The organism is Sulfolobus islandicus Y.N.15.51 (assembly GCF_000022485.1).
GTDB lineage: Archaea > Thermoproteota > Thermoprotei_A > Sulfolobales > Sulfolobaceae > Saccharolobus > Saccharolobus islandicus.
Window position 1 is genome coordinate 2185189 of the sequence record NC_012623.1, and the last position, 19354, is coordinate 2204542.

Genomic DNA, 19354 nt, shown 5'->3' on the forward strand with positions numbered 1-19354 from the left:
ATTAATTTTCCCTAACTGTTTCCTTTTTTAATACAGCAATGTATCGCAGCAATTATAACGAAGTATAGAATGAAATCTAAAGAGTAAGTAATTGCTAGGCCCAGATACATGTTATGCAAAATGGATTGTAAGTACTGAGTTATCCCTAATATCTCTGGGCGATTCCAATACAAGATATCTGGAAGTGCTAGAAGGAAGAAGTTATAAAGTCCTATGAAAATAGGTACCAATTGTCCACCTAGTCTTGCCCTTACGTAGTAAGGATAAGCTTTACTTATTTTTCCATGTTCTCTAAATCCCCAGCATACTTCTTCTATTGTCTTCATTAAAAGTCTTGTTTTCAATCCAGCAGTTCTAGTTCTTCCAGAAATTCTGTACTGTAAGTGAAAGTGCTATAGTCTTGTTTTCTTCAGAATAGTGTACGTATTTGGCAAAGTTCAGTACCATTATATAGGAGAATATTGCTAAAATTGTAGCTACTATAGATATAATAAAGTTGTGTATATATTCTGTAGCAAAATAAAAGGAAGATAATGTAGAAAAGATTATTATAGGGCTGAATCCTTTCTCACGTTAATAGAAATCTTTTTATATTTATTTATTATCAACTAATCTTGTGGAGAGACTACTGAGACCTAAGGAGGCTTGCCAACTACTCAGCATTTCATACTCAACACTCCTACGGTGGATTAGAGAAGGAAAAATAAGGGTAGTAACAACTGAAGGAGGGAAGTATAGGATACCTTACAGCGAGATAAAGAAGTACTTAGAAAGGAGGGAAGAGACGAGGGCTGTAATTTACGCAAGGGTCTCCTCTACCGATCAGAGAGAAGACTTGGAAAGACAAATAAACTACCTAACAAATTACGCAACGGCAAAAGGTTACAAAGTGGTTGAAGTACTGAAAGATATTGCCAGCGGGTTAAACACACAAAGGAAAGGATTACTTAAGTTATTCAAACTTGTTGAGGGAAGGAGTGTCGACATCGTATTAATAACATACAAAGACAGACTAACGCGTTTTGGGTTTGAGTACATTGAAGAGTTCTTCTCAACCATGGGAGTTAAGATTGAAGTAGTTTTCGGTGAGGAGCCCAAAGATGACGCACAAGAGCTAGTTGAGGACTTAATTTCCGTCGTTACATCATTCGTAGGGAAAATTTACGGAATGAGGAGTCACAAGAAAACACTCCTAGTTCAAGGTGTAAAAAAGTTAATAGGTGAGTTGAGTGGAGAGGACAGTGAAGTTAAGGGTTAAGGTTGACTATTCTACATACTCAGCACTTAAGGAGGTCGAGAAGGAGTACAGAGAGGTTCTAGAGGAGGCAATAAATTATGGGCTGTCAAACAAAACTACCTCCTTCACCAGGATTAAAGCTGGAGTTTACAGGACTGAGAGGGAGAAACATAAGGACTTACCCTCCCATTATATTTACACAGCTTGTGAGGACGCAAGCGAGAGATTAGACAGTTTTGAGAAGTTGAAGAAGAGAGGGAGGAGTTACACTGAGAAACCGTCAGTGAGGAGAGTTACTATTCACCTCGACGATCACTTATGGAAGTTCAACCTTGATAGGATTTCAATTTCCACAAAGAGGAGTAGGGTTTTCATTTCACCAACCTTCCCTAAGATCTTCTGGAGATATTATAACAAGGGCTGGAGGATTGCGAGTGAGGCCAGGTTTAGGCTGATGAAGGGAAATGTTGTAGAGTTCTACGTCATTTTTAAGAGAGATGAGCCTAAACCTTATGAGCCTAAAGCGTTTATTCCCGTCGACCTTAACGAGAATTCGGTCTCGGTGCTCATCAACAGTAAACCCTTATTGCTTGAGACTAACACTAAGAGGATTACTCTGGGCTATGAGTATAGGAGGAAGTTGACAATCACTGGTAAGTCAACTAAGGATAGGGAAGTGAGGAGGAAGTTAAAGAGGCTGAGGGAGAGGGATAAGAAAGTAGACATTAGGAGGAAATTAGCCAAGCTGATCGTTAAAGAGGCTTTTGAAGGCAAGAGTGTCATAGTTTTAGAGGACTTGCCAAGGAGAACTCCAGAGCATATGATAAAGGACGTGAAGGATAAACAGCTTAGGTTGAGGATTTATAGATCTGCATTTTCCTCAATGAAGAATGCTATTATTGAGAAGGCTAGGGAGTTTGGTGTCCCCGTAGTCTTAGTTAACCCATCTTATACTTCCACTGTTTGCCCAATTCATGGGGCGAAGATCGTTTACCAACTCGATGGGGGCGATGCCCCAAGGGTTGGTGTTTGTGAGAAGGGGAAGGAAAAGTGGCATAGGGATGTAGTTGCACTGTACAACTTAGCGAGGAGGGCTGGAGATGTGAGCCCCGTGCCGTTGGGCTCGAAGGAGTCCCATGACCCACCTACAGTAAGTGGGTGGTTGAGGGCTAAGTCCCTACACTCGATCATGAATGAACATAAAATGATTGAAATGAAAGTGTAGGGACAAACGGGTTATTGTTCGTGTTTAGGAGTAATTATTTTAACTTATACTAGAATGAAGTGGTTGTGGAGAAGGATCTTTATAGGGTTGGAGAGGATTACGTGGAGGCTAGGATAATTGAAAGCTTATCTGACCTTCTCCTATCTCTTACTCTATGGAAGGAAGGATATACTAGGAACTCTGCGGGGAAAGCTTTTAGTGCGGTAAAAGCGTTATTAAGCGCTCTCATAGTAACTAATGAAGAGAAGTTAATTAATTTAGCTAAAGATGAAAAGGAAAGGAAATGGATTAAAAAGAAGGCCCACATAGTGCCTACACACGCCATGTACGGTTTAGCACAAGTACTAAAGGATATAGGAATTGACGTTATAAGCCTTGTGAACTATGCTCTAAATCTTCACGATTATCATTATAATGGTTTTGAACCTGGCTTTAGTAGATATAGTAAAAAAGAGGAAGTATTTAGGGATTTAATTACGTTAGTAAAGGAGACTAGGAAAGTGATAGACATTTATTACTCTAAGTACGAAGTTAAGGAAATATTGGGAAAGATTGACGAGCTAATAAAGGAATTAACAGAAGGTAATAAATAAGAGAGTTCAGCCTTGAAACAGTTGCTCTGATCGCTTTATTACCCCTCCTAGCCATTAAGGAAATTTAGAAGAACTTATATTTAAATATAAGGGGGCTATACATTCCCGCTGGCGAGGCTTTTTGCACCTTAACGCCCAATTTTTGTAATTTTGAATAAATCTTAAATAAATGAAATTATTGACCATACTCTAGATTAATATATCTGAATTTTTTTGTTTTTCTAAGTATTAAGAATCTTATACGTTTTATAATATATCTTTTCATTTTAAGTTCTATACCATTGTTCTAGCTTTTTGAGATCTATAAACTCAGCCTCTTCATTAGTTTTTGAAAAGCTTTTTGCAAATATTATGTATTTTTTAACGTCTAGTCCTAAATCTTCAACTTTTCTTTTTAATTCGTAAAGTACTTTCTCCCCATTTATTCCTTCACTCCACTTACATTCACCAGCTATTCCATCTCCATATATATCTATTTCCACATCCTTAAACCAGAGCCTTTCTACCTTAACCTTATATACGTCCTCCACGTACTCTCTAGCTATTTTCTCAAAAATTCTCCCTAAGTATACGTTATACTCGTCCTCTTTTATCTCATAAATTCCTTCCTCTATTAAGCTTAAGTTTGGATAAATGAATGTGAACCAGAAAAGTGTAAAATTATCCTTAATATAATACCTAGCACCCTTCTTCATCTTATAGGGGAACTCCTTTCCTATTATTCCTATTTTCTCAAGTTTATTTAAATATGAAGAAACGTCTCCACTTATTCTAACAAAGTCCTTTATTTCCCCTAACGTATTTTTGCCAGAAGAAATTGCGTGCAATATTTCCTTATACGTACCAATCTCAGAAAACTCGTATCTTAACATAAAGTCTATCTCATCTTTTATAAAAGAGTCAACTTCTTTTAATTCTGCATTGATCCACTTTAAGAATGGAGTTTTAGCCTTTGTGAGGTAAAAAGGCACTCCACCGGCAAAACCGTAAACGTGTATTGCATCAATTAGAGAGAAATTAAATCCTTTCAGATCTTTAAATTTGAGCTCTTTTAATTCCATAGACGCAGTCCTCCTACCGTAAAGAGGGCTTTTATAGGATATTGCGTCTTCCATCATGGAAATGGAAGAGCCAAGTAAAATTAGCTTAGTTTTACTACCTTTTAGAGTCTCATCAACAATTTTTTGGAAGGTTGATAATATGCTCTCATCCTCTTTTATCATATACGGAAATTCATCTATTATGATAATCTTATCTCTCAAATAGTGAAAAATTGCCTCCCAATCTTCCTTTACGTATTTTATGTCTTCGTATTTACTTTCCGTCAATTCCTTGAATTTTCTTAAATTGTTTTTTTCTGTAGCTAAATAATATATGAAATCATAACCATTAACAGCGTTTATGATGAGGAAAGTCTTTCCTATTCTTCTCCTTCCGTAAATTATTATAAGCTCTAAATCATTTGATGAAAGCCTTTTCTTCAAGGCTTGTAACTCTCTTTCTCTATTTACCATATTCATAAATATCATATTCTAAAATATGATATTTAAAATTATGCTTAACGTCTAAGAATAGTAAATGAACAGTAGTTCACGGAAATTTCCTTACCATAAAAAATTATAATATTCGCTCATGAGGGGTCATTCATGCATCCTTTGCGAATTCAGTTTATTTAAAGAATCGTAATGAATTTAATCAAATACCACCCCACTGACTAGGTGGAGATCCACGCTCAGCAGTTTGCTTTGTTATCTCCATCTTATTCATGAATTACAATTCGCAAAAGAGACCTGAATCACCCCAGTCATAAGCAGTTATAGGCCTTGTTAGGTTAAGCATTATTAGAATCTTGTACTTAAGGTTAGTAGTAATGCAGTAATAATGCTTTAGATTGGACTTTTCTAATTATATTGAAGTAAGTTTAGTTTATATAAGAATATAAAATTAAAATAGATCTTTACAATAGAACTATTAAAAATCTAAGGTAACTGAGATGTTAGGAGGAGTAGCGGTCGCGGTTATATGCCATGACAAAAAGAACGACAAGCCTCGCCCCTTCTCGGTAGACCCAAAATCATATTAGAAAAAATATTTCTAGTAGGATAATATCGAATTTATAAAAGATAAAGAAATTTATAAGAGTATAAAGAATTCAATTGAAGAAAGGGTTTAAGGTGAGGGAGATGTGGTATTACCACGTGAGTAAGTGAGATGGTAACACCCGGTCTCCCTCACCAAACATTCAACAAATAGGATATAAATTACTTTCCATGTTGAACTTCCAAGGGGAAAAGGTAGAGAAGGTAGCGAAAACTCTCATCCCCGCGTGTTTGTGGAACGACTCTGTAGAGAACAAGTCCAGAGCGTATGACGTATCCCCACAGACCGTGAGGAATTACGTAGTGAAACAAGGGATGGAAGTGATTGAAAAGCTATTGGAAAGAGCTAGGAAAATATCCTTGGAGATATTAAAGGGGGTAAAGGAGATAGATCTTTCAATAGACTGGACAACCAAGACGTGGTATGGGAAACCAGTGAAAGGGAGCTCTGAAAAAGGAAACTCGTGGAACTACGCAACAACCAAGTATAAGGGGAAAGTACTTTTACTTGCCTTTATTCCGCAAGTGAACGGTATGACTAAGGACGAGATAGTGAAGGTTCTTGTGGAGCAAGTAATGGCAATGGGATTCAAGATAAGGTTGATGACTCTTGACGCTGGTTTCTACACAGTTGATGTGCTCAATTTCATTTCACAGTTTAAGTATATAGTTGCTGTGCCTGTTGGGGATGTTAAGGTTTATGAGGAGTTTGACGGAGAGTATATGACAAATAGTAAGAGGCATAGGAGGGATGGGCAGGTCAAGTTCAGGCTCCTCGTGTACAGCAAGGAAAAAGTGAGGAGAAAGAGTCTTGTTTATTTTGCTAGGGCTACTAATCTAGACCTATCCAAGAGGGAAGTGTTGGATTTGTACAATAAGGTAAGAGGTCCCATAGAGACCTCTTATAGGAACATTAAGGCTTTTCTTCCATTTACTGGTTCTACTAAGTTTGTTTTTCGCACGTTGATCTTCGTGCTGGCCCTTGTACTCTACTCCTTATATACCATATTCAAGGGGGAGGTGGGGAGAGAGGAGTTTAGATTATTATTAATTCTTTTATTTCCTGATTTATTCAATCCAGAGAATTTTACATTTAATATAATTGAAACACTTATTTACACTATAGATTTATTTTTAAGGAGGTGATTTTGGGTCTACCGTTTAGGGCGGGGAGCTTCCGGTATAAAAACCTTTCCATGAAAAATCGAGCATAGTCCACACTACTTACGCAAGTGATGAAACCTGCTTTACTCACTAGCATCAAAGGGCTTATTATAATACAGCACAGCCCAAGTAATAACAGCCAATTTCCTTGCACAAGCAGTAATCAACTTCTTACCCTTTAACCTACCCTTGTGCTCCTCATAAAAACGCTTGATAACAGGATTAACCTTAATAGCAGTCAAAGCTGCCAGGTAAAAAGCCCTCCTCAAAACAGCATCACCTTTTTTAGAAATACCCCTTGAGACAACACTCTTACCACTAGACTCAACAAGAGGATCGAGACCACAATAAGCAACAAACCTCTTCTTATCACTAAAGCGCCTAACATCACCAACCCTAGCCAAAATAATACAACCCAAGGTTTTACCAATACCAGGAATAGTGAAAATCAAACTATCCTTGGAAACAACATTCTCAAGCTCTTTCTCAATCTCCCTCTTCCTAGTTTTAAGCCTCTCAAGCTCCTCCAAAAGAAACCTCAGCCAAGACAATACTATCCCCACCCCTCAAAACCTCCTCCAAGTTTTTCTTAGACAAACTATCCCTATAGCCTAAAAGTACCAAATCCCTCCTCAACCTATTCTTAACCCTAGCAATACTCCTAGTAACAAAATCCCACTGGCTAGTCAACTCCCTAGCATCACTTGTTGTAAACCCACTACCCATACTTACAACTAATTCCGCAAGCTTTTTAGCATCATTCTTATCACTCTTCTTACCCCTAAAACCCTTGAACTTCTTGAGAATAAAGGGATTAATGATCCTAACATCATACTCATTATTCAAGTACTTTGCTAGGTTAACGTGGTAAACTCCAGTACTCTCAATACCCACTTTGCAACCCTTAGGCAAGATCTTCCTTATCTCCTCATAACCTCGCTTATCATTAGTAAACTCGTAGAGTTTACCTTGAAAATACATGATTAATTTATCTTTTGATACATCTATTCCTGCGACTGGGGCCTCCAATTGTACTCACCCTTATGTTTTATTCGGGCTTTTTGCCCAACTTCCGGTTCGAATTGGAGGAGGCCAAGCTCCCCGTCGAGCTTTAAGCCCAAGGAAGTCAACGGCCTACACCCCAGTCAGATCTGTATTACTCAGATCTGACTAATATGTTTTATATAAGGAGGTCAGGATGTTCCTTGTGTCATGCCCACCTATTCCAATGTTAATTCTAGGGTCTTTGTCGAATTTCTTCGCTTGCTCAAGGTTGGGAATTCCGGTCCAATCGTTAGTAGTTATTGGAAATTCTTAGCTGATTCTTTTGCAGAATCAAGATGTTAGCAAGCTACGAACTTATCGGACTTACTAGTGTTGATAATGCTAGCTTTCACAAGTCTTCTTATGTTCTCGCTACTGCTTCTAGGCTTAACATTAATTTGCTCTTCTTGCCTCCCTATTCCTTGGATTTGAATCGTATTGAGTTTGGAAGGATTTGAAGCGTTGGGTTAATACTTATTATAACTTGGATTATGTTCTGGAGTTTATTGAGGATGAATTCTATTATTTGGTTTTTCAAGGTAATTACACTGGTTATTGGATTAACAAGTTTCACGATGTGCTTGAGGACCCTGAGGAAGATAGAAGTGGGGAGAAATTTTCTTCTATTTTGTTTATTATCTATTATCAAGTTTAATTTCACAATAATATAAGCTTTTCCCAATGTTTTTCTATATTTTGTTTTAAGAAAAGTATAAGCTCGTTGCATCTATTATGAAAAAGAACTCTGGTACTATAACTCAGAAACAGATATCTTAACAATTTTTTCTATGAGATCCCTCTTTTTCAATATGTCCTTATCGAAAGTGATAAAAGATTTCGCATTAAGTAATAGAGCTGAAGATATCTGAAGAACATCTAGTGTCTTTAGTTGCAATTTAGTGGAGAGCTCTAATGACTTTCTAAATAGCCTGTTCATATCTAGTTCGACAACCTTAACGTTACTGACTTTAAGTGCGTATTTTGTTGAGGCTTCTGCTAGAATTTCGTCCTTTAACTTTCTTGAGAAAAAGGAATACAGTTCTAGTACTGTAACCTCTGATGTCATTAGATCGTTAATTTCCCTAATTTTTAAGGCCTTGTTATAGTTCACATCTTGTTCCACAAAAGAAATTATGACGTTAGTATCAACAAATATGCTCATACTCTTTCTTCCCTTAAATCTGAAGTGTCTAAACCCTTATACGGGAAACCGTCCTTAAGCCACTTATTTATCAGTTCCTCAACTTTCTCCTCTTTGGTTATCCATTTCTCGATCTCATTTCTACCGTACTCTATTAGCAAGTTTACGGCCTCGTTTTTAGTTTTAGCAATGCCTAAACTTATCATCTTTTCTATTAATTCTGAAATCCGCTTGTCCACTTTAATCGTTATTACTACTGACATATAATATATTATATAGGTATACCAATATAAGTTTTTATCTAACTAGCTACTTTGTTGATATCTTCAATTTATTTCATAAGTATGATACAACGTAAGGAGAATTTTTCAGTAATTAATATTTATTTCAACGTTATTATCAAACTCATACCCCTCTGCCCGGTAGCCGTTTGTCCCTACACTTTCATTTCAATCATTTTATGTTCATTCATGATCGAGTGTAGGGACTTAGCCCTCAACCACCTTATAGGTGGGTCATGGGACTCCTTCGAGCCCAACGACACGGGGCTCACATCTCCAGCTCTCCTCGCTAAGTTGTACAGTGCAACTACATCCCTATGCCACTTTTCCTTCCCCTTCTCACAAACACCAACCCTTGGGGCATCGCCCCCATCGAGTTGGTAAACGATCTTCGCCCCATGAATTGGGCAAACAGTGGAAGTATAAGATGGGTTAACTAAGACCACGGGGACACCAAACTCCCTAGCCTTCTCAATAATAGCATTCTTCATTGAGGAAAATGCAGATCTATAAATCCTCAACCTAAGCTGAGAGTCTTTCACGTCCTTTATCATATGCTCTGGAGTTCTCCTTGGCAAGTCCTCTAAAACTATGACACTCCTACTTTCAAAAGCCTCTTTAACGATCAGCTTGGCTAATTTCCTCCTAATGTCTACTTTCTTATCCCTCTCCCTCAGCCTCTTTAACTTCCTCCTCACTTCCCTATCCTTAGTTGACTTACCAGTAGTTATTGCCTTCCTCCTATACTCATAGCCCAGAGTAATCCTCTTAGTGTTAGTCTCTAAAAGCATCGGTTTTCCATCAACTAATATAGAGACTGAATTCTCATTAAGGTCGACGGGGATGAAACTCTTAGGTTCATAAGGTTTAGGCTCATCCTTCTTAAAAATGACGTAGAACTCTACAACATTTCCCTTCATCAGCCTAAACCTGGCCTCACTCGCAATCCTCCAGCCCTTATTATAATATCTCCAGAAGATCTTAGGGAAGGTTGGTGAAATGAGAATCCTACTCCTCTTTGTGGAAATTGAAATCGTGTCGAGGCTGAACTTCCACAGATGATCATCCAGGTGAATAGTAACTCTCCTCACAGACGGTTTCTCAGTGTAACTCCTCCCTCTCTTCTTCAACTTCTCAAAACTGTCTAATCTCTCGCTTGCATCCTCACAAGCTGTGTAAATATAATGGGAGGGTAAGTCCTTATGCTTCTCCCTCTCAGTCCTGTAAACTCCAGCTTTAATCCTGGTGAAGGAGGTAGTTTTGTTTGACAGCCCATAATTTATTGCCTCCTCTAGAACCTCTCTGTACTCCTTCTCGACCTCCTTAAGTGCTGAGTATGTAGAATAGTCAACCCTAACCCTTAACTTCACTGTCCTCTCCACTCAACTCACCTATTAACTTTTTTACACCTTGAACTAGGAGTGTTTTCTTGTGACTCCTCATTCCGTAAATTTTCCCTGCGAATGAGGTAATGATTGAGATTAAGTCCTCAACTAGCTCTTGTGCGTCATCTTTGGGCTCCTCACCGAAAACTACTTCAATCTTAACTCCCATGGTTGAGAAGAACTCTTCAAGGTATTCAAACCCAAATCTTGTAAGTCTGTCTTTGTATGTTATTAATACGATGTCTACACTCCTTCCCTCAACAAGTTTGAATAACTTAAGCAATCCTTTCCTTTGTGTGTTCAACCCGCTAGCTATATCTTTCAAAACTTCGACCACTTTATAACCTTTTGCTGTTGCGTAATTTGTTAGGTAGTTTATTTGTCTCTCCAAGTCTTCTTTTTGGTCTGCTGATGAAACCCTTGCGTAAATTACTGCTCTTGGTTCTTCCCTCCTCTCTAAGTACTTCTTAATCTCGCTGTAAGGTATCCTGTACTTCCCTCCTTCAGTTGTTACTACCCTTATTTTCCCTTCTCTAATCCACCGTAGGAGTGTTGAGTATGAAATGCTGAGCAGTTGGCAAGCCTCCTTAGGTCTCAGTAGTCTCTCCACAAGATTAGTTGATAATAAATAAATATAAAAAGATTTCTATTAACGTGAGAAAGGATTCAGTCCAGCCTCTCTCTCACTCTTAAGCGAATAACCGTAAGCTACAATCAAGTTACTGCCTAAGTCACTTTCAACTGAGAAAGACCTTTTGCTCAAGGTCGATAAAGTATTTCCATGGGAAACGTTTAGGGGTAAACTTGAGTCACTTTACTCCAAGAAACCCAAGTGGGACGTTATATTACTCCTCAAAGTCCTATTAATCAAGTTCGTCTACGAAATCTCTTGGTTAGAGGGAGAAATTAGGGATAGCAAAATGTTTATGAAATTCTTAGGTGGGAAAGTCCCACCAAAAAAGCATTCTTCTTCTACAAGAAACAGTTGTTGATGAGGGGGAGAGAATGTGGACAACTCTAATGACTCAACAAGGCCTTAGACAAGGTGATTAACGAGTATAGGGAGAAGGGTTTCGAACTTGAGGTAGGAAGAGAAAAAACGACAAATTCGAGAACTATTACATAATTGATACATTCTTCCGCGAGGGAAAGAGGAGTTTTCAAACCGGTCTAGAGAAGATGTCACTTGACCTTGATGAGATGAAATTTAACGACGATTTTCTCCTCATGAGTTATAGTGTTTCTAAGCTCAAGTACTTTACAAGCTTTAGTATAAGGGTGGTTGGGGTAGGAAGCATGGTAAGTCATACTTTGGTTTTAAGGTTTGTTGAAAGGAGGACTAATTTTGTTAGGAATTTTAAGGTTGGCTAATTTGAGTGATTTGGCCTTTTCCTTTGATGGTTTTAAGCTCTTGGCTGATAGGGCTTCTAGGAAGAACATCTTGGTTAAGGGTGTTAGTTCTGCTAGACTTCCCGTTGAGGGATCAAGATTAGGGAAGGTAGGGCTTCAACAACGACTTTGAAGGGTGCTGTGATAGAGGTCTTCTTCCTCAACCTCTATCGCAATCTTGAAGTACTCTTAACGAGGATTGGGACAAGGGTAGGGTTAATTAACAAATTTCGCTTACTAGTTTTAGTTGTGAGTATAACAAATTTTATTGGAAAATTATACAATTATTTGTATAATACTTGTTAATATATATTATATAATCTTTTCTAGTTGAATATAATGAATAATTTTATAACAAGAAATATTATATTCAAGATAATTTTTCAATTTTGCTCAAGCTTGATAACGTCAAGTGAAAAAAATCGTAAAAAGCAACTAACGGTTGAAATAAAGAAGAACTGAGAAGTTAAACTCAATAGACAAGAATGTCGAATTTTTGTGAAAATCTTTATTAATGTCTACGGCTAATAGACACATATGTCTACAGTGATAAGCGTGAGGATAAAGAAGGAGATAAAGGAGGAATTAGAAAAACATGGAGTAGACATTGATCAAGAGGTAAGAAAATTTTTAGAGGAACTTTACCTAAAGGTTAAGGCTAAAGAATACATAAATAAATGGATTGAAGACCTTAAGGACGTTAAACCTAGTGAGGAAGGGTTCTCATCAAATTCCGTGAGGGAAGATCGTGAGAGTCATTGACTCTTCTTCTTTAGTAAAATTTTTCTCTAAAGAGAAGGGTTGGGAAAAGGTTGTGGAAATTATATCTGAAGGAGTGATGACCTTGGACTTATCGATTAAGGAAGTTGCTAACTCCTTGTGGAAAAAGATCCTTTTAGGCGAAATGAAAGAGGACGTCGTAATTAAAATACTTTCTGACTTATTAAAAAGAGAGGCTCTATTGATTGTAAGCCAAGATGAATACTTGATTGAGGCATTTAAGATCGCTAATAGGAATAAAATAACTGTTTATGACTCCTTGTTCATCGCATTAGCTAAGTCGAATAACCTTGAGTTAGTAACGTCTGATAAAAAGCAGTACGAAGTTGCGATAAAAGAAGGAGTTAATACGCTATTAATATAAGGACTAAAAAAGGCAGTCCTTTTCCACTTACTTAGCTTGTTTAAGTTGAAATTATCGAGCACTTTATTTATGTCAATTTACCTCTTGTAGGCGAAATTATTACTAAGTCTTTAATGTTAAATTTCTCCTTAACTTTAGGCCACGCTTTAAATACTCCTCACCCTCAGCCATATACTTCTCAGCCAATTCAATTCTTAACTTAATGCTCTCTTTAGGGTCAATGCGGGACAAAGCTGAAAGTATTAACTCCTTGACGTCAATGCCTTTTTCCTCAGTCCTCTTTATTAACTCCTCCATAAGTTAAACTGAGTGTGGTGGTAGTGTCGTCGTTAAGTTATTTATATTTGTATAACGAGTATTACTTATGGGTAGGAAGCCTGTATTTAGGCAAGACGTTTCTTGTCCCTCTTGTGGTAGTCATCATGTTGTTAAGTGTGGTAGGCCTTTGGGTAGGCAGAAGTTTTTGTGTAGGGATTGTGGTAAGTACTTCTTGGGTGATGCTAGTTATCATCATCATTCTAGGAAGTTGAGGGAGGAGGCTTTGAGAATGTATGCTAATGGTATGAGTATGAGGGCTATTTCTAGGGTGCTTAACGTACCTCTTGGTACTGTTTTCACTTGGATTAAGCGTTATGGTAGGAAAAAGCATGAGAAGTTGGTTGAGTTGTGGGGTAGGGCTAAGGAGCTGGTCAAGGGTAAGGTTGTTGCTAAGGTTGTTGATGAGATGTGGACTTACTTGTACAAGAATGCTAGGGCTTTTTACAAGTGGGTTTTCACTTGTTATGTGTACACGAGATTGGAGTTTACCTCATTTACTCTGTGGGGGATAGGGATGAGAGTACTTTCCTTGAGGTCAAAAAGTATTTGCCTGACGAGGGTAGATGGGTGAGCGATGATTATAACTTGTACTTCTGGTTGAAAGACCACACGGTTGTCTCGCCAGTTAACCCGAACGAGTCCTTTCATTCCTCATTAAGGGATAGGCTAATTAGATTCAAGAGAGCAACGAAGGCAGTAAATAGGAGCATTCGCACCATGATGTACTCCATAGCCCTAGTCTTATGGGAGAGAAGGTTAATCCCAGAATTTGTAGCTTAACGACGACACTATCAGTGTGGTCAACAATTTCATTTAATTGAAATTTATTCAAAATTACCTTAAAGCCTCCTCCTTTGGACACTTTAATTTTACAATAAAAATTTTAATTGAAATTAAAATTACCACTACCCACTTTATTAACTGAAAAATCTTGTGATGAATTGAAAATAAAATTATACTTTATATAATTTGTACTGGATTAACAAAATTGTTGTCTACACTCCGGTTATATCTCCAAATCTTTTTTAAAAGATTGGACAAGATTGTTGAAAAGTTTAAAAGAAAATATTCCTTAATAATTACGACCTCTGGCTTATCTTTTGCACTAAAGGAAGGGATAGATGTTAATAAGGCTTTGGATGAAGGAGTCAAGGTTTTGGTTTACTCTCATAAATTCCAACCTTTAGAAGGGTTAAGCGTTGAGGAAACTGAAGCAGTACTTTTGGCTAAAGACCTTAACTATTATTTAATAACTGCAGATGATAAGGTTAAGGAATTTGCTGAGAAAGAAGGAGTAAAAGTTATTGTTTTATAACCTCAATAAAAAACTTCATTTCTCCAATTCTTTAACTTCAATTCGTTTATTCTCGAGAAATGTTTAATATTAGATGTAACTAGTGTGCAACCATTAACTATACAAATAGATGCGATAAGTAAATCTTTTACTTCAATTTGCCTTCCTTCATTCGATAATTTAGTTCCAATTTCCGCAGCTTTCTTAGACGCGTTATAATCTAACGTTAAGATTTTAAGCGAGGAAAAGAAATCTTCTAGGCATTTCGTCTTACCTATCTTATATCCTCCAAAATAAACCTCAAAAACATTTATAGAAGTTGTAGCTAATTCTTCTTTACTCTTTTTTATATAATTTACTGCCTCGTCTCTTCCCTTCAAGAAGTCTATTATGATATCACTATCTAAACATTCCATTTGGACCACATTTCTTCTAATTCTTTCATTACATCGTCTATTTTGGCGTCTTTCCAAATTCCTGCAAATTTAAGTAACTTCTCCTTATTTCCACTAGATGTTAACCTAATTATTACATCTGAAAAACTTTCCCCTTCTTTCTTCTCCTTAAGAAGGGCTTCATATGCTTTGTTTGATATAGTTATAGTCTTTGCCATGTTTAAACTTATGTTTAAACTTATATTAAAAGCTTAATCTATATTAACTTGGCACTATTGGCTACTGCAATAGCTTAGAACTCGTTTTACGTACTCTTTGCAAGCATTTTTAAAAGTATTAGCGGGGGAAATAATGAAAATTCTTTTTCATTATACTATTTTAGGAGTACTCAGCACGTGGTATTTATCTATGTACTCCTCATAAACGTCCACGTCAGTATGGGAATCTCTTTTTATGCGTAAAAAATGAGATGAATGAAATTCAGAAAAATCTAATTTTTGCTAATTTTTTGTAGAAAAGCTTGTATAAGCGAGGGCGGACCTAACTATATGCCACAAACTAAAGGTGTTAAGCAAGCTAATAGGGACTTCGTCAAGTCCGCCCTCAAATACAATACTAGCTCAAATACTTTTCCCTTATGAACTTAAACAACTACTGAGAACCTTGAAGTGGAGGTGGGCTAAGCTCCTCATCGAGCTTTAAGCCCAAAACGGCCTCACCCAGTCAGATCTGTATTACACAGGTCTGACTAATATGTTTTATATAAGGGCTGAATCCTTTCTCACGTTAATAGAAATCTTTTTATATTTATTTATTATCAACTAATTTTGTGGAGAGACTACTGAGACCTAAGGAGGCTTGCCAACTACTCAGCATTTCATACTCAACACTCCTACGGTGGATTAGAGAAGGAAAAATAAGGGTAGTAACAACTGAAGGAGGGAAGTATAGGATACCTTACAGCGAGATTAAGAAGTACTTAGAAAGGAGGGAAGAGACGAGGGCTGTAATTTACGCTAGGGTCTCCTCTACCGATCAAAAAGAGGACTTGGAGAGACAAATAAACTACCTAACAAATTACGCAACGGCAAAAGGTTACAAAGTGGTTGAAGTACTGAAAGATATAGCTAGCGGGTTGAACACACAAAGGAAAGGATTGCTTAAGTTATTCAAACTTGTTGAGGGAAGGAGTGTAGACATCGTATTAATAACATACAAAGACAGACTAACGCGTTTTGGGTTTGAATACCTTGAAGAGTTCTTCTCAACCATGGGAGTTAAGATTGAAGTAGTTTTCGGTGAGGAGCCCAAAGATGACGCACAAGAGCTAGTTGAGGACTTAATTTCCGTCGTTACATCATTCGCTGGGAAAATTTACGGAATGAGGAGTCACAAGAAAACACTCCTAGTTCAAGGTGTAAAAAAGTTGATAGGTGAGTTGAGTGGAGAGGACAGTGAAGTTAAGGGTTAGGGTTGACTATTCTACATACTCAGCACTTAAGGAGGTCGAGAAGGAGTACAGAGAGGTTCTAGAGGAGGCAATAAATTATGGGCTCGTAAATAAGACTACCTCCTTCACCAGGATTAAAGCTGGAGTTTACAAGACTGAGAGGGAGAAACATAAGGACTTACCCTCCCATTATATTTACACAGCTTGTGAGGACGCAAGCGAGAGGTTGGATAGCTTTGAGAAGTTGAAGAAGAGAGGGAGGAGTTACACTGAGAAACCGTCAGTGAGGAGAGTTACTATTCACCTGGATGATCATCTGTGGAAGTTCAACCTTGATAGGATTTCGATTTCCACAAAGAGGAGTAGGGTTTTCATTTCACCAACCTTCCCTAAGATCTTCTGGAGATATTATAATAAGGGCTGGAGGATTGCGAGTGAGGCCAGGTTTAAATTGTTGAAGGGAAATGTTGTAGAGTTCTACGTCATTTTTAAGAGAGATGAGCCTAAACCTTATGAACCTAAAGCGTTTATTCCCGTCGACCTTAACGAGAATTCAGTCTCTGTACTTATCAACAGTAAACCCTTATTGCTTGAGACTAACACTAAGAAAATTACTCTGGGCTATGAGTATAGGAGGAAGTTGACAATCACTGGTAAGTCAACTAAGGATAGGGAAGTGAGGAGGAAGTTAAAGAGGCTGAGGGAGAGGAATAAGAAAGTAGACATTAGGAGGAAATTAGCCAAGCTGATCGTTAAAGAGGCTTTTGAAAGTAGGAGTGTCATAGTTTTAGAGGACTTGCCAAGGAGAACTCCGGAGCATATGATAAAGGACGTGAAGGATAAACAGCTTAGGTTGAGGATTTATAGATCTGCATTTTCCTCAATGAAGAATGCTATTATTGAGAAGGCTAGGGAGTTTGGTGTCCCCGTGGTCTTAGTTAACCCATCTTATACTTCCACTGTTTGCCCAATTCATGGGGCGAAGATCGTTTACCAACTCGATGGGGGCGATGCCCCAAGGGTTGGTGTTTGTGAGAAGGGGAAGGAAAAGTGGCATAGGGATGTAGTTGCGCTGTACAACTTAGCGAAGAGGGCTGGAGATGTGAGCCCCGTGCCGTTGGGCTCGAAGGAGTCCCATGACCCACCTATAAGGTGGTTGAGGGCTAAGTCCCTACACTCGATCATGAATGAACATAAAATGATTGAAACGAAAGTGTAGGGACAAACGGAAGTATGCGTTATTCTGTGATGGTAATTTTATAGGCAGCTTTGAAAACGAGGATGAAATGATAAAGGAGGCTAGGAAATACAATAAGTGTTACGCTCTAAGCAAAAAGTGGCTAATTGGAGAGGGTGAACTCACTGGAGTGTTTTGATATAAATGAAAAGCCTATACTGCACGTAAAAGTATCTGACCCTAAGAATGAAAATTCTGCTGAGATAGATGTACTAGTTAACACTGGATTTTCTGGTTGGTTACTCCTCAACTACGAAATTTATACGAAACTTAACTATATGGAGATTCCTATTACTAGGAAATACAGAAGCATTTTAGGTAATATTGAAGTTTACATGGCCAAAGCTAGTATTTCTATCAATCGTTTAAATATAGATGCATTTATTGAGTCCTCTCCTTATGTAGAAATGAACCTACTAGGGAGAGAAATATTAAAGAAACTAAATATATGCTTCTATAGAATGAATAAAATATGCATCTACTCTCATGTAGTTTAACACTCGCAGAGACTAAATTTTCCTTACAAATTTAGAAGAGAGGAAAAAAGAAGAATATAGTTCTTGATTATAACAGACCTCTGGCCTTCATTGCCTTTACTACTCTATCCACAGCTAAAGCCATTGCCACAGTCCTCAAATCTTGATCAGCAAACTTCCTCTTATGAAAATCGTATAAAGTGTTAAAAGCGTTAGTCATTCTATCAATAATAAGTTTCTTAGCCTCCTCATCACTAATTATCCCACCAGACTTATTGTTAGCCCACTCCACGTAACTTCCAACGACTCCACCAGCATTAGCTAAAATGTCTGGTATAACAACTATACCCCTTTGTTTTATTACATCGTCTGCATCTGCAGTCAATGGACCATTTGCACCTTCAACAATAAGCTTAGCCTTAACCTTGGGTGCATTAAATTTATTTATGACATTTTCCACTGCGGCTGGAATTAATATATCACAATCACTTATTAGCAACTCTTCATTTGTAACCTTTTTACCCTCTGGATAATTCACAACACTACCCGTTCTCTGAACAACTTCCAACGCCTTATTAACGTCTATTCCATTCTCATTAATTACCCCTCCCCCAATATCACTAACTCCAATTATTTTAGCCCCCATTTCGCTCAAGAATTTAGCGGTAAAAGAACCAACGTTTCCGAACCCTTGAATTATAACCCTTGATCCTTCAATTCCTCCTATGAACTTATTAGCAGCCTCTCTAGCAATTGTTGCTACACCTAACCCTGTACTGTATAATCTAACACCTATCCCTCCTAGTTCATAAGGCTTACCGGTAAACACTGCGAAATCAACTTCACCAGTTATCTTTATGTATTCGTCTAGGAACCAAGCCATAGTTTGAGGATTAGTATTAATGTCAGGCGCTGGGATGTCCACATTACTGCCCAAATAGTTGTGAATTAATTGAATGTATTTTCTAGACAGATCCTCCAATTCCTTTAATGTTAGCTTCTTAGGATCTACTCTTATCCCACCCTTTCCTCCACCATAGGGTAATAATAACAAGGAATTCTTCCACGTCATAATCATTGATAATGCTATTACTTCTTCTTGTGTAACATTGGGACTGTATCTAACTCCTCCCTTATATGGGCCTAAGGCCGAATTGTGTTGACTTCTCCAACCCACAAACGTCCTTAACTTACCATCAGAACCCCTAATTTGTATCTTAACTTGTATAACCCTTTCCGGCTGGGAAAGGGCTTCTAGAGTATCAATATCTAAACCCAACAATTCTCCAACTTTATACAACTTCTTAACTTGTTGGACGAACAAATTCGAGGTAAGGAGTTCTTCCATCGCTTTAATCAAATACTTTAAGAATAAAAAATTATTCCAACTCAATTTTGAAAATTTTTAATATACAGTTCTCCTAAAGTGAGAAAGACAAATTGATATTAGAGGTCTTCTCAAAGTGCAGAAACTAAATATAA

General features: G+C 37.6%; 25 protein-coding genes and 2 pseudogenes. 16 read left to right on the plus strand and 11 right to left on the minus strand.

Translation table 11 applies throughout. The features are described 5' to 3' along the window. Positions 1-11: 11 nt before the first annotated feature. Positions 12-326: a hypothetical protein gene (locus YN1551_RS11800; protein WP_012717946.1), complete on the minus strand. Its 315-nt coding sequence runs from the start codon at positions 324-326 to the stop codon at positions 12-14. 290 nt (positions 327-616) lie between these two features. Between YN1551_RS11800 and YN1551_RS11805 the strand changes: the two genes are divergently transcribed. The 3 genes from YN1551_RS11805 to YN1551_RS11815 all read left to right on the plus strand — a co-directional run bounded on the left by YN1551_RS11805 (position 617) and on the right by YN1551_RS11815 (position 3055). After that, positions 617-1258: an IS607 family transposase gene (locus tag YN1551_RS11805; RefSeq protein WP_012717947.1), complete on the plus strand. Its 642-nt coding sequence runs from the start codon at positions 617-619 to the stop codon at positions 1256-1258. After that, a complete protein-coding gene (locus tag YN1551_RS11810) occupies positions 1242-2462 on the plus strand; it encodes an RNA-guided endonuclease InsQ/TnpB family protein (RefSeq protein WP_012717948.1) in 1221 nt (406 codons plus the stop codon). The genes YN1551_RS11805 and YN1551_RS11810 overlap by 17 nt, the downstream gene beginning before the upstream one ends. A gap of 65 nt (positions 2463-2527) precedes the next feature. Continuing rightward, a complete protein-coding gene (locus YN1551_RS11815; RefSeq protein WP_012952556.1) occupies positions 2528-3055 on the plus strand; it encodes a PaREP1 family protein in 528 nt (175 codons plus the stop codon). 266 nt (positions 3056-3321) lie between these two features. Here the strand turns inward: YN1551_RS11815 and YN1551_RS11820 are convergent, their stop codons facing one another. After that, the gene (locus tag YN1551_RS11820; RefSeq protein WP_012717949.1) at positions 3322-4584 is read right to left on the minus strand and encodes an ATP-binding protein; all 1263 of its coding nucleotides are present in this window, start codon (positions 4582-4584) and stop codon (positions 3322-3324) included. 682 nt (positions 4585-5266) lie between these two features. Here YN1551_RS11820 and YN1551_RS11825 point away from each other — a divergent pair. Then, positions 5267-6300 (plus strand): annotated as a pseudogene (locus YN1551_RS11825) (ISH3 family transposase). Positions 6301-6401: 101 nt separating this feature from the next. Here YN1551_RS11825 and YN1551_RS11830 read toward each other — a convergent pair. Then, positions 6402-7347: pseudogene (locus tag YN1551_RS11830) on the minus strand (IS110 family RNA-guided transposase). A 311-nt stretch (positions 7348-7658) separates the two neighbouring features. On the opposite strand from YN1551_RS11830, the gene YN1551_RS18125 reads away from it, so the two are divergent. Next, positions 7659-7820 carry a transposase gene (locus tag YN1551_RS18125; RefSeq protein ID WP_148206476.1) on the plus strand — a complete coding sequence of 54 codons (162 nt, stop codon included), beginning with the start codon at positions 7659-7661 and terminating at the stop codon, positions 7818-7820. 26 nt (positions 7821-7846) lie between these two features. After that, the gene (locus YN1551_RS17150) at positions 7847-8017 is read left to right on the plus strand and encodes a hypothetical protein (RefSeq protein ID WP_009990339.1); all 171 of its coding nucleotides are present in this window, start codon (positions 7847-7849) and stop codon (positions 8015-8017) included. 96 nt (positions 8018-8113) lie between these two features. On the opposite strand, the gene YN1551_RS11840 is transcribed toward YN1551_RS17150, so the two are convergent. The 4 genes from YN1551_RS11840 to YN1551_RS11855 all read right to left on the minus strand — a co-directional run bounded on the left by YN1551_RS11840 (position 8114) and on the right by YN1551_RS11855 (position 10779). Next, entirely contained in the window at positions 8114-8524 is a 411-nt protein-coding gene (locus YN1551_RS11840) for a type II toxin-antitoxin system VapC family toxin (protein WP_009990338.1), read from the minus strand. Continuing rightward, a complete protein-coding gene (locus YN1551_RS11845; RefSeq protein WP_012713146.1) occupies positions 8521-8766 on the minus strand; it encodes a hypothetical protein in 246 nt (81 codons plus the stop codon). The genes YN1551_RS11840 and YN1551_RS11845 overlap by 4 nt, the downstream gene beginning before the upstream one ends. 173 nt (positions 8767-8939) lie before the next feature. Beyond that, positions 8940-10166 carry an RNA-guided endonuclease InsQ/TnpB family protein gene (locus tag YN1551_RS11850; RefSeq protein WP_187146877.1) on the minus strand — a complete coding sequence of 409 codons (1227 nt, stop codon included), beginning with the start codon at positions 10164-10166 and terminating at the stop codon, positions 8940-8942. Then, complete coding sequence (locus tag YN1551_RS11855; RefSeq protein WP_012717952.1) at positions 10138-10779, minus strand: IS607 family transposase; 642 nt, start codon at positions 10777-10779, stop codon at positions 10138-10140. Before YN1551_RS11855 ends, YN1551_RS11850 begins: the two co-directional genes overlap by 29 nt. 145 nt (positions 10780-10924) lie before the next feature. Between YN1551_RS11855 and YN1551_RS17670 the strand changes: the two genes are divergently transcribed. The 5 genes from YN1551_RS17670 (at position 10925) to YN1551_RS11875 (ending at position 12702) form a co-directional block, all read left to right on the plus strand. Then, on the plus strand, positions 10925-11161 hold the full coding sequence (locus YN1551_RS17670; protein WP_148206570.1) for a hypothetical protein: 237 nt from the start codon (positions 10925-10927) through the stop codon (positions 11159-11161). A 187-nt stretch (positions 11162-11348) separates the two neighbouring features. Further along, a complete protein-coding gene (locus YN1551_RS17675; RefSeq protein ID WP_080513589.1) occupies positions 11349-11540 on the plus strand; it encodes a hypothetical protein in 192 nt (63 codons plus the stop codon). A 1-nt stretch (position 11541) separates the two neighbouring features. Next, on the plus strand, positions 11542-11691 hold the full coding sequence (locus YN1551_RS17155) for a hypothetical protein (protein ID WP_238527837.1): 150 nt from the start codon (positions 11542-11544) through the stop codon (positions 11689-11691). A 404-nt stretch (positions 11692-12095) separates the two neighbouring features. Next, complete coding sequence (gene vapB / locus YN1551_RS11870; protein WP_009988442.1) at positions 12096-12320, plus strand: type II toxin-antitoxin system VapB family antitoxin; 225 nt, start codon at positions 12096-12098, stop codon at positions 12318-12320. Continuing rightward, a complete protein-coding gene (locus YN1551_RS11875; RefSeq protein WP_012717953.1) occupies positions 12307-12702 on the plus strand; it encodes a type II toxin-antitoxin system VapC family toxin in 396 nt (131 codons plus the stop codon). The genes vapB and YN1551_RS11875 overlap by 14 nt, the downstream gene beginning before the upstream one ends. 102 nt (positions 12703-12804) lie before the next feature. Here the strand turns inward: YN1551_RS11875 and YN1551_RS11880 are convergent, their stop codons facing one another. Further along, positions 12805-12999, minus strand: coding sequence for a hypothetical protein (locus tag YN1551_RS11880; protein WP_012717954.1), 195 nt, complete (start codon positions 12997-12999; stop codon positions 12805-12807). A 67-nt stretch (positions 13000-13066) separates the two neighbouring features. Between YN1551_RS11880 and YN1551_RS11885 the strand changes: the two genes are divergently transcribed. Further along, a protein-coding gene (locus YN1551_RS11885; protein WP_457852655.1) for an IS1-like element ISC796 family transposase occupies positions 13067-13800 on the plus strand; the annotation gives its coding sequence in 2 pieces (ribosomal slippage) (positions 13067-13496 and positions 13496-13800; 735 coding nt in all). A 253-nt stretch (positions 13801-14053) separates the two neighbouring features. Beyond that, positions 14054-14335, plus strand: coding sequence for a PIN domain-containing protein (locus tag YN1551_RS11895; protein WP_148206503.1), 282 nt, complete (start codon positions 14054-14056; stop codon positions 14333-14335). A gap of 2 nt (positions 14336-14337) precedes the next feature. Here YN1551_RS11895 and YN1551_RS11900 read toward each other — a convergent pair whose 3' ends face one another. Together YN1551_RS11900 and YN1551_RS11905 are read right to left on the minus strand one after the other, a co-directional pair. Then, positions 14338-14730, minus strand: coding sequence for a type II toxin-antitoxin system VapC family toxin (locus YN1551_RS11900; protein WP_012715785.1), 393 nt, complete (start codon positions 14728-14730; stop codon positions 14338-14340). After that, entirely contained in the window at positions 14718-14927 is a 210-nt protein-coding gene (locus tag YN1551_RS11905; protein WP_012713073.1) for an antitoxin VapB family protein, read from the minus strand. The genes YN1551_RS11900 and YN1551_RS11905 overlap by 13 nt, the downstream gene beginning before the upstream one ends. 611 nt (positions 14928-15538) lie before the next feature. Here YN1551_RS11905 and YN1551_RS11910 point away from each other — a divergent pair. From YN1551_RS11910 to YN1551_RS11920, 3 genes are all read left to right on the plus strand, one after another. Next, positions 15539-16180: an IS607 family transposase gene (locus YN1551_RS11910; RefSeq protein ID WP_012717955.1), complete on the plus strand. Its 642-nt coding sequence runs from the start codon at positions 15539-15541 to the stop codon at positions 16178-16180. Next, positions 16164-17378: an RNA-guided endonuclease InsQ/TnpB family protein gene (locus YN1551_RS11915; protein WP_012717956.1), complete on the plus strand. Its 1215-nt coding sequence runs from the start codon at positions 16164-16166 to the stop codon at positions 17376-17378. The genes YN1551_RS11910 and YN1551_RS11915 overlap by 17 nt, the downstream gene beginning before the upstream one ends. A 134-nt stretch (positions 17379-17512) precedes the next feature. Beyond that, positions 17513-17893 carry a clan AA aspartic protease gene (locus YN1551_RS11920; protein ID WP_012717957.1) on the plus strand — a complete coding sequence of 127 codons (381 nt, stop codon included), beginning with the start codon at positions 17513-17515 and terminating at the stop codon, positions 17891-17893. A gap of 67 nt (positions 17894-17960) precedes the next feature. On the opposite strand, the gene YN1551_RS11925 is transcribed toward YN1551_RS11920, so the two are convergent. Beyond that, positions 17961-19220, minus strand: coding sequence for a Glu/Leu/Phe/Val family dehydrogenase (locus YN1551_RS11925; RefSeq protein WP_012715790.1), 1260 nt, complete (start codon positions 19218-19220; stop codon positions 17961-17963). Positions 19221-19354: the final 134 nt, after the last annotated feature.

What these genes read in the sequence shown, in the direction of transcription:
- YN1551_RS11800 (WP_012717946.1), bottom strand. Translation starts at nt 326, where the DNA reads ATGAAGACAATAGAAGAAGTATGCTGGGGATTTAGAGAACATGGAAAA.
- YN1551_RS11820 (WP_012717949.1), bottom strand. Translation starts at nt 4,584, where the DNA reads ATGATATTTATGAATATGGTAAATAGAGAAAGAGAGTTACAAGCCTTG.
- YN1551_RS18125 (WP_148206476.1), top strand. Translation starts at nt 7,659, where the DNA reads ATGTTAGCAAGCTACGAACTTATCGGACTTACTAGTGTTGATAATGCT.
- YN1551_RS11840 (WP_009990338.1), bottom strand. Translation starts at nt 8,524, where the DNA reads ATGAGCATATTTGTTGATACTAACGTCATAATTTCTTTTGTGGAACAA.
- YN1551_RS11845 (WP_012713146.1), bottom strand. Translation starts at nt 8,766, where the DNA reads ATGTCAGTAGTAATAACGATTAAAGTGGACAAGCGGATTTCAGAATTA.
- YN1551_RS17675 (WP_080513589.1), top strand. Translation starts at nt 11,349, where the DNA reads ATGTCACTTGACCTTGATGAGATGAAATTTAACGACGATTTTCTCCTC.
- vapB (WP_009988442.1), top strand. Translation starts at nt 12,096, where the DNA reads ATGTCTACAGTGATAAGCGTGAGGATAAAGAAGGAGATAAAGGAGGAA.
- YN1551_RS11880 (WP_012717954.1), bottom strand. Translation starts at nt 12,999, where the DNA reads ATGGAGGAGTTAATAAAGAGGACTGAGGAAAAAGGCATTGACGTCAAG.
- YN1551_RS11900 (WP_012715785.1), bottom strand. Translation starts at nt 14,730, where the DNA reads ATGGAATGTTTAGATAGTGATATCATAATAGACTTCTTGAAGGGAAGA.
- YN1551_RS11905 (WP_012713073.1), bottom strand. Translation starts at nt 14,927, where the DNA reads ATGGCAAAGACTATAACTATATCAAACAAAGCATATGAAGCCCTTCTT.
- YN1551_RS11925 (WP_012715790.1), bottom strand. Translation starts at nt 19,220, where the DNA reads ATGGAAGAACTCCTTACCTCGAATTTGTTCGTCCAACAAGTTAAGAAG.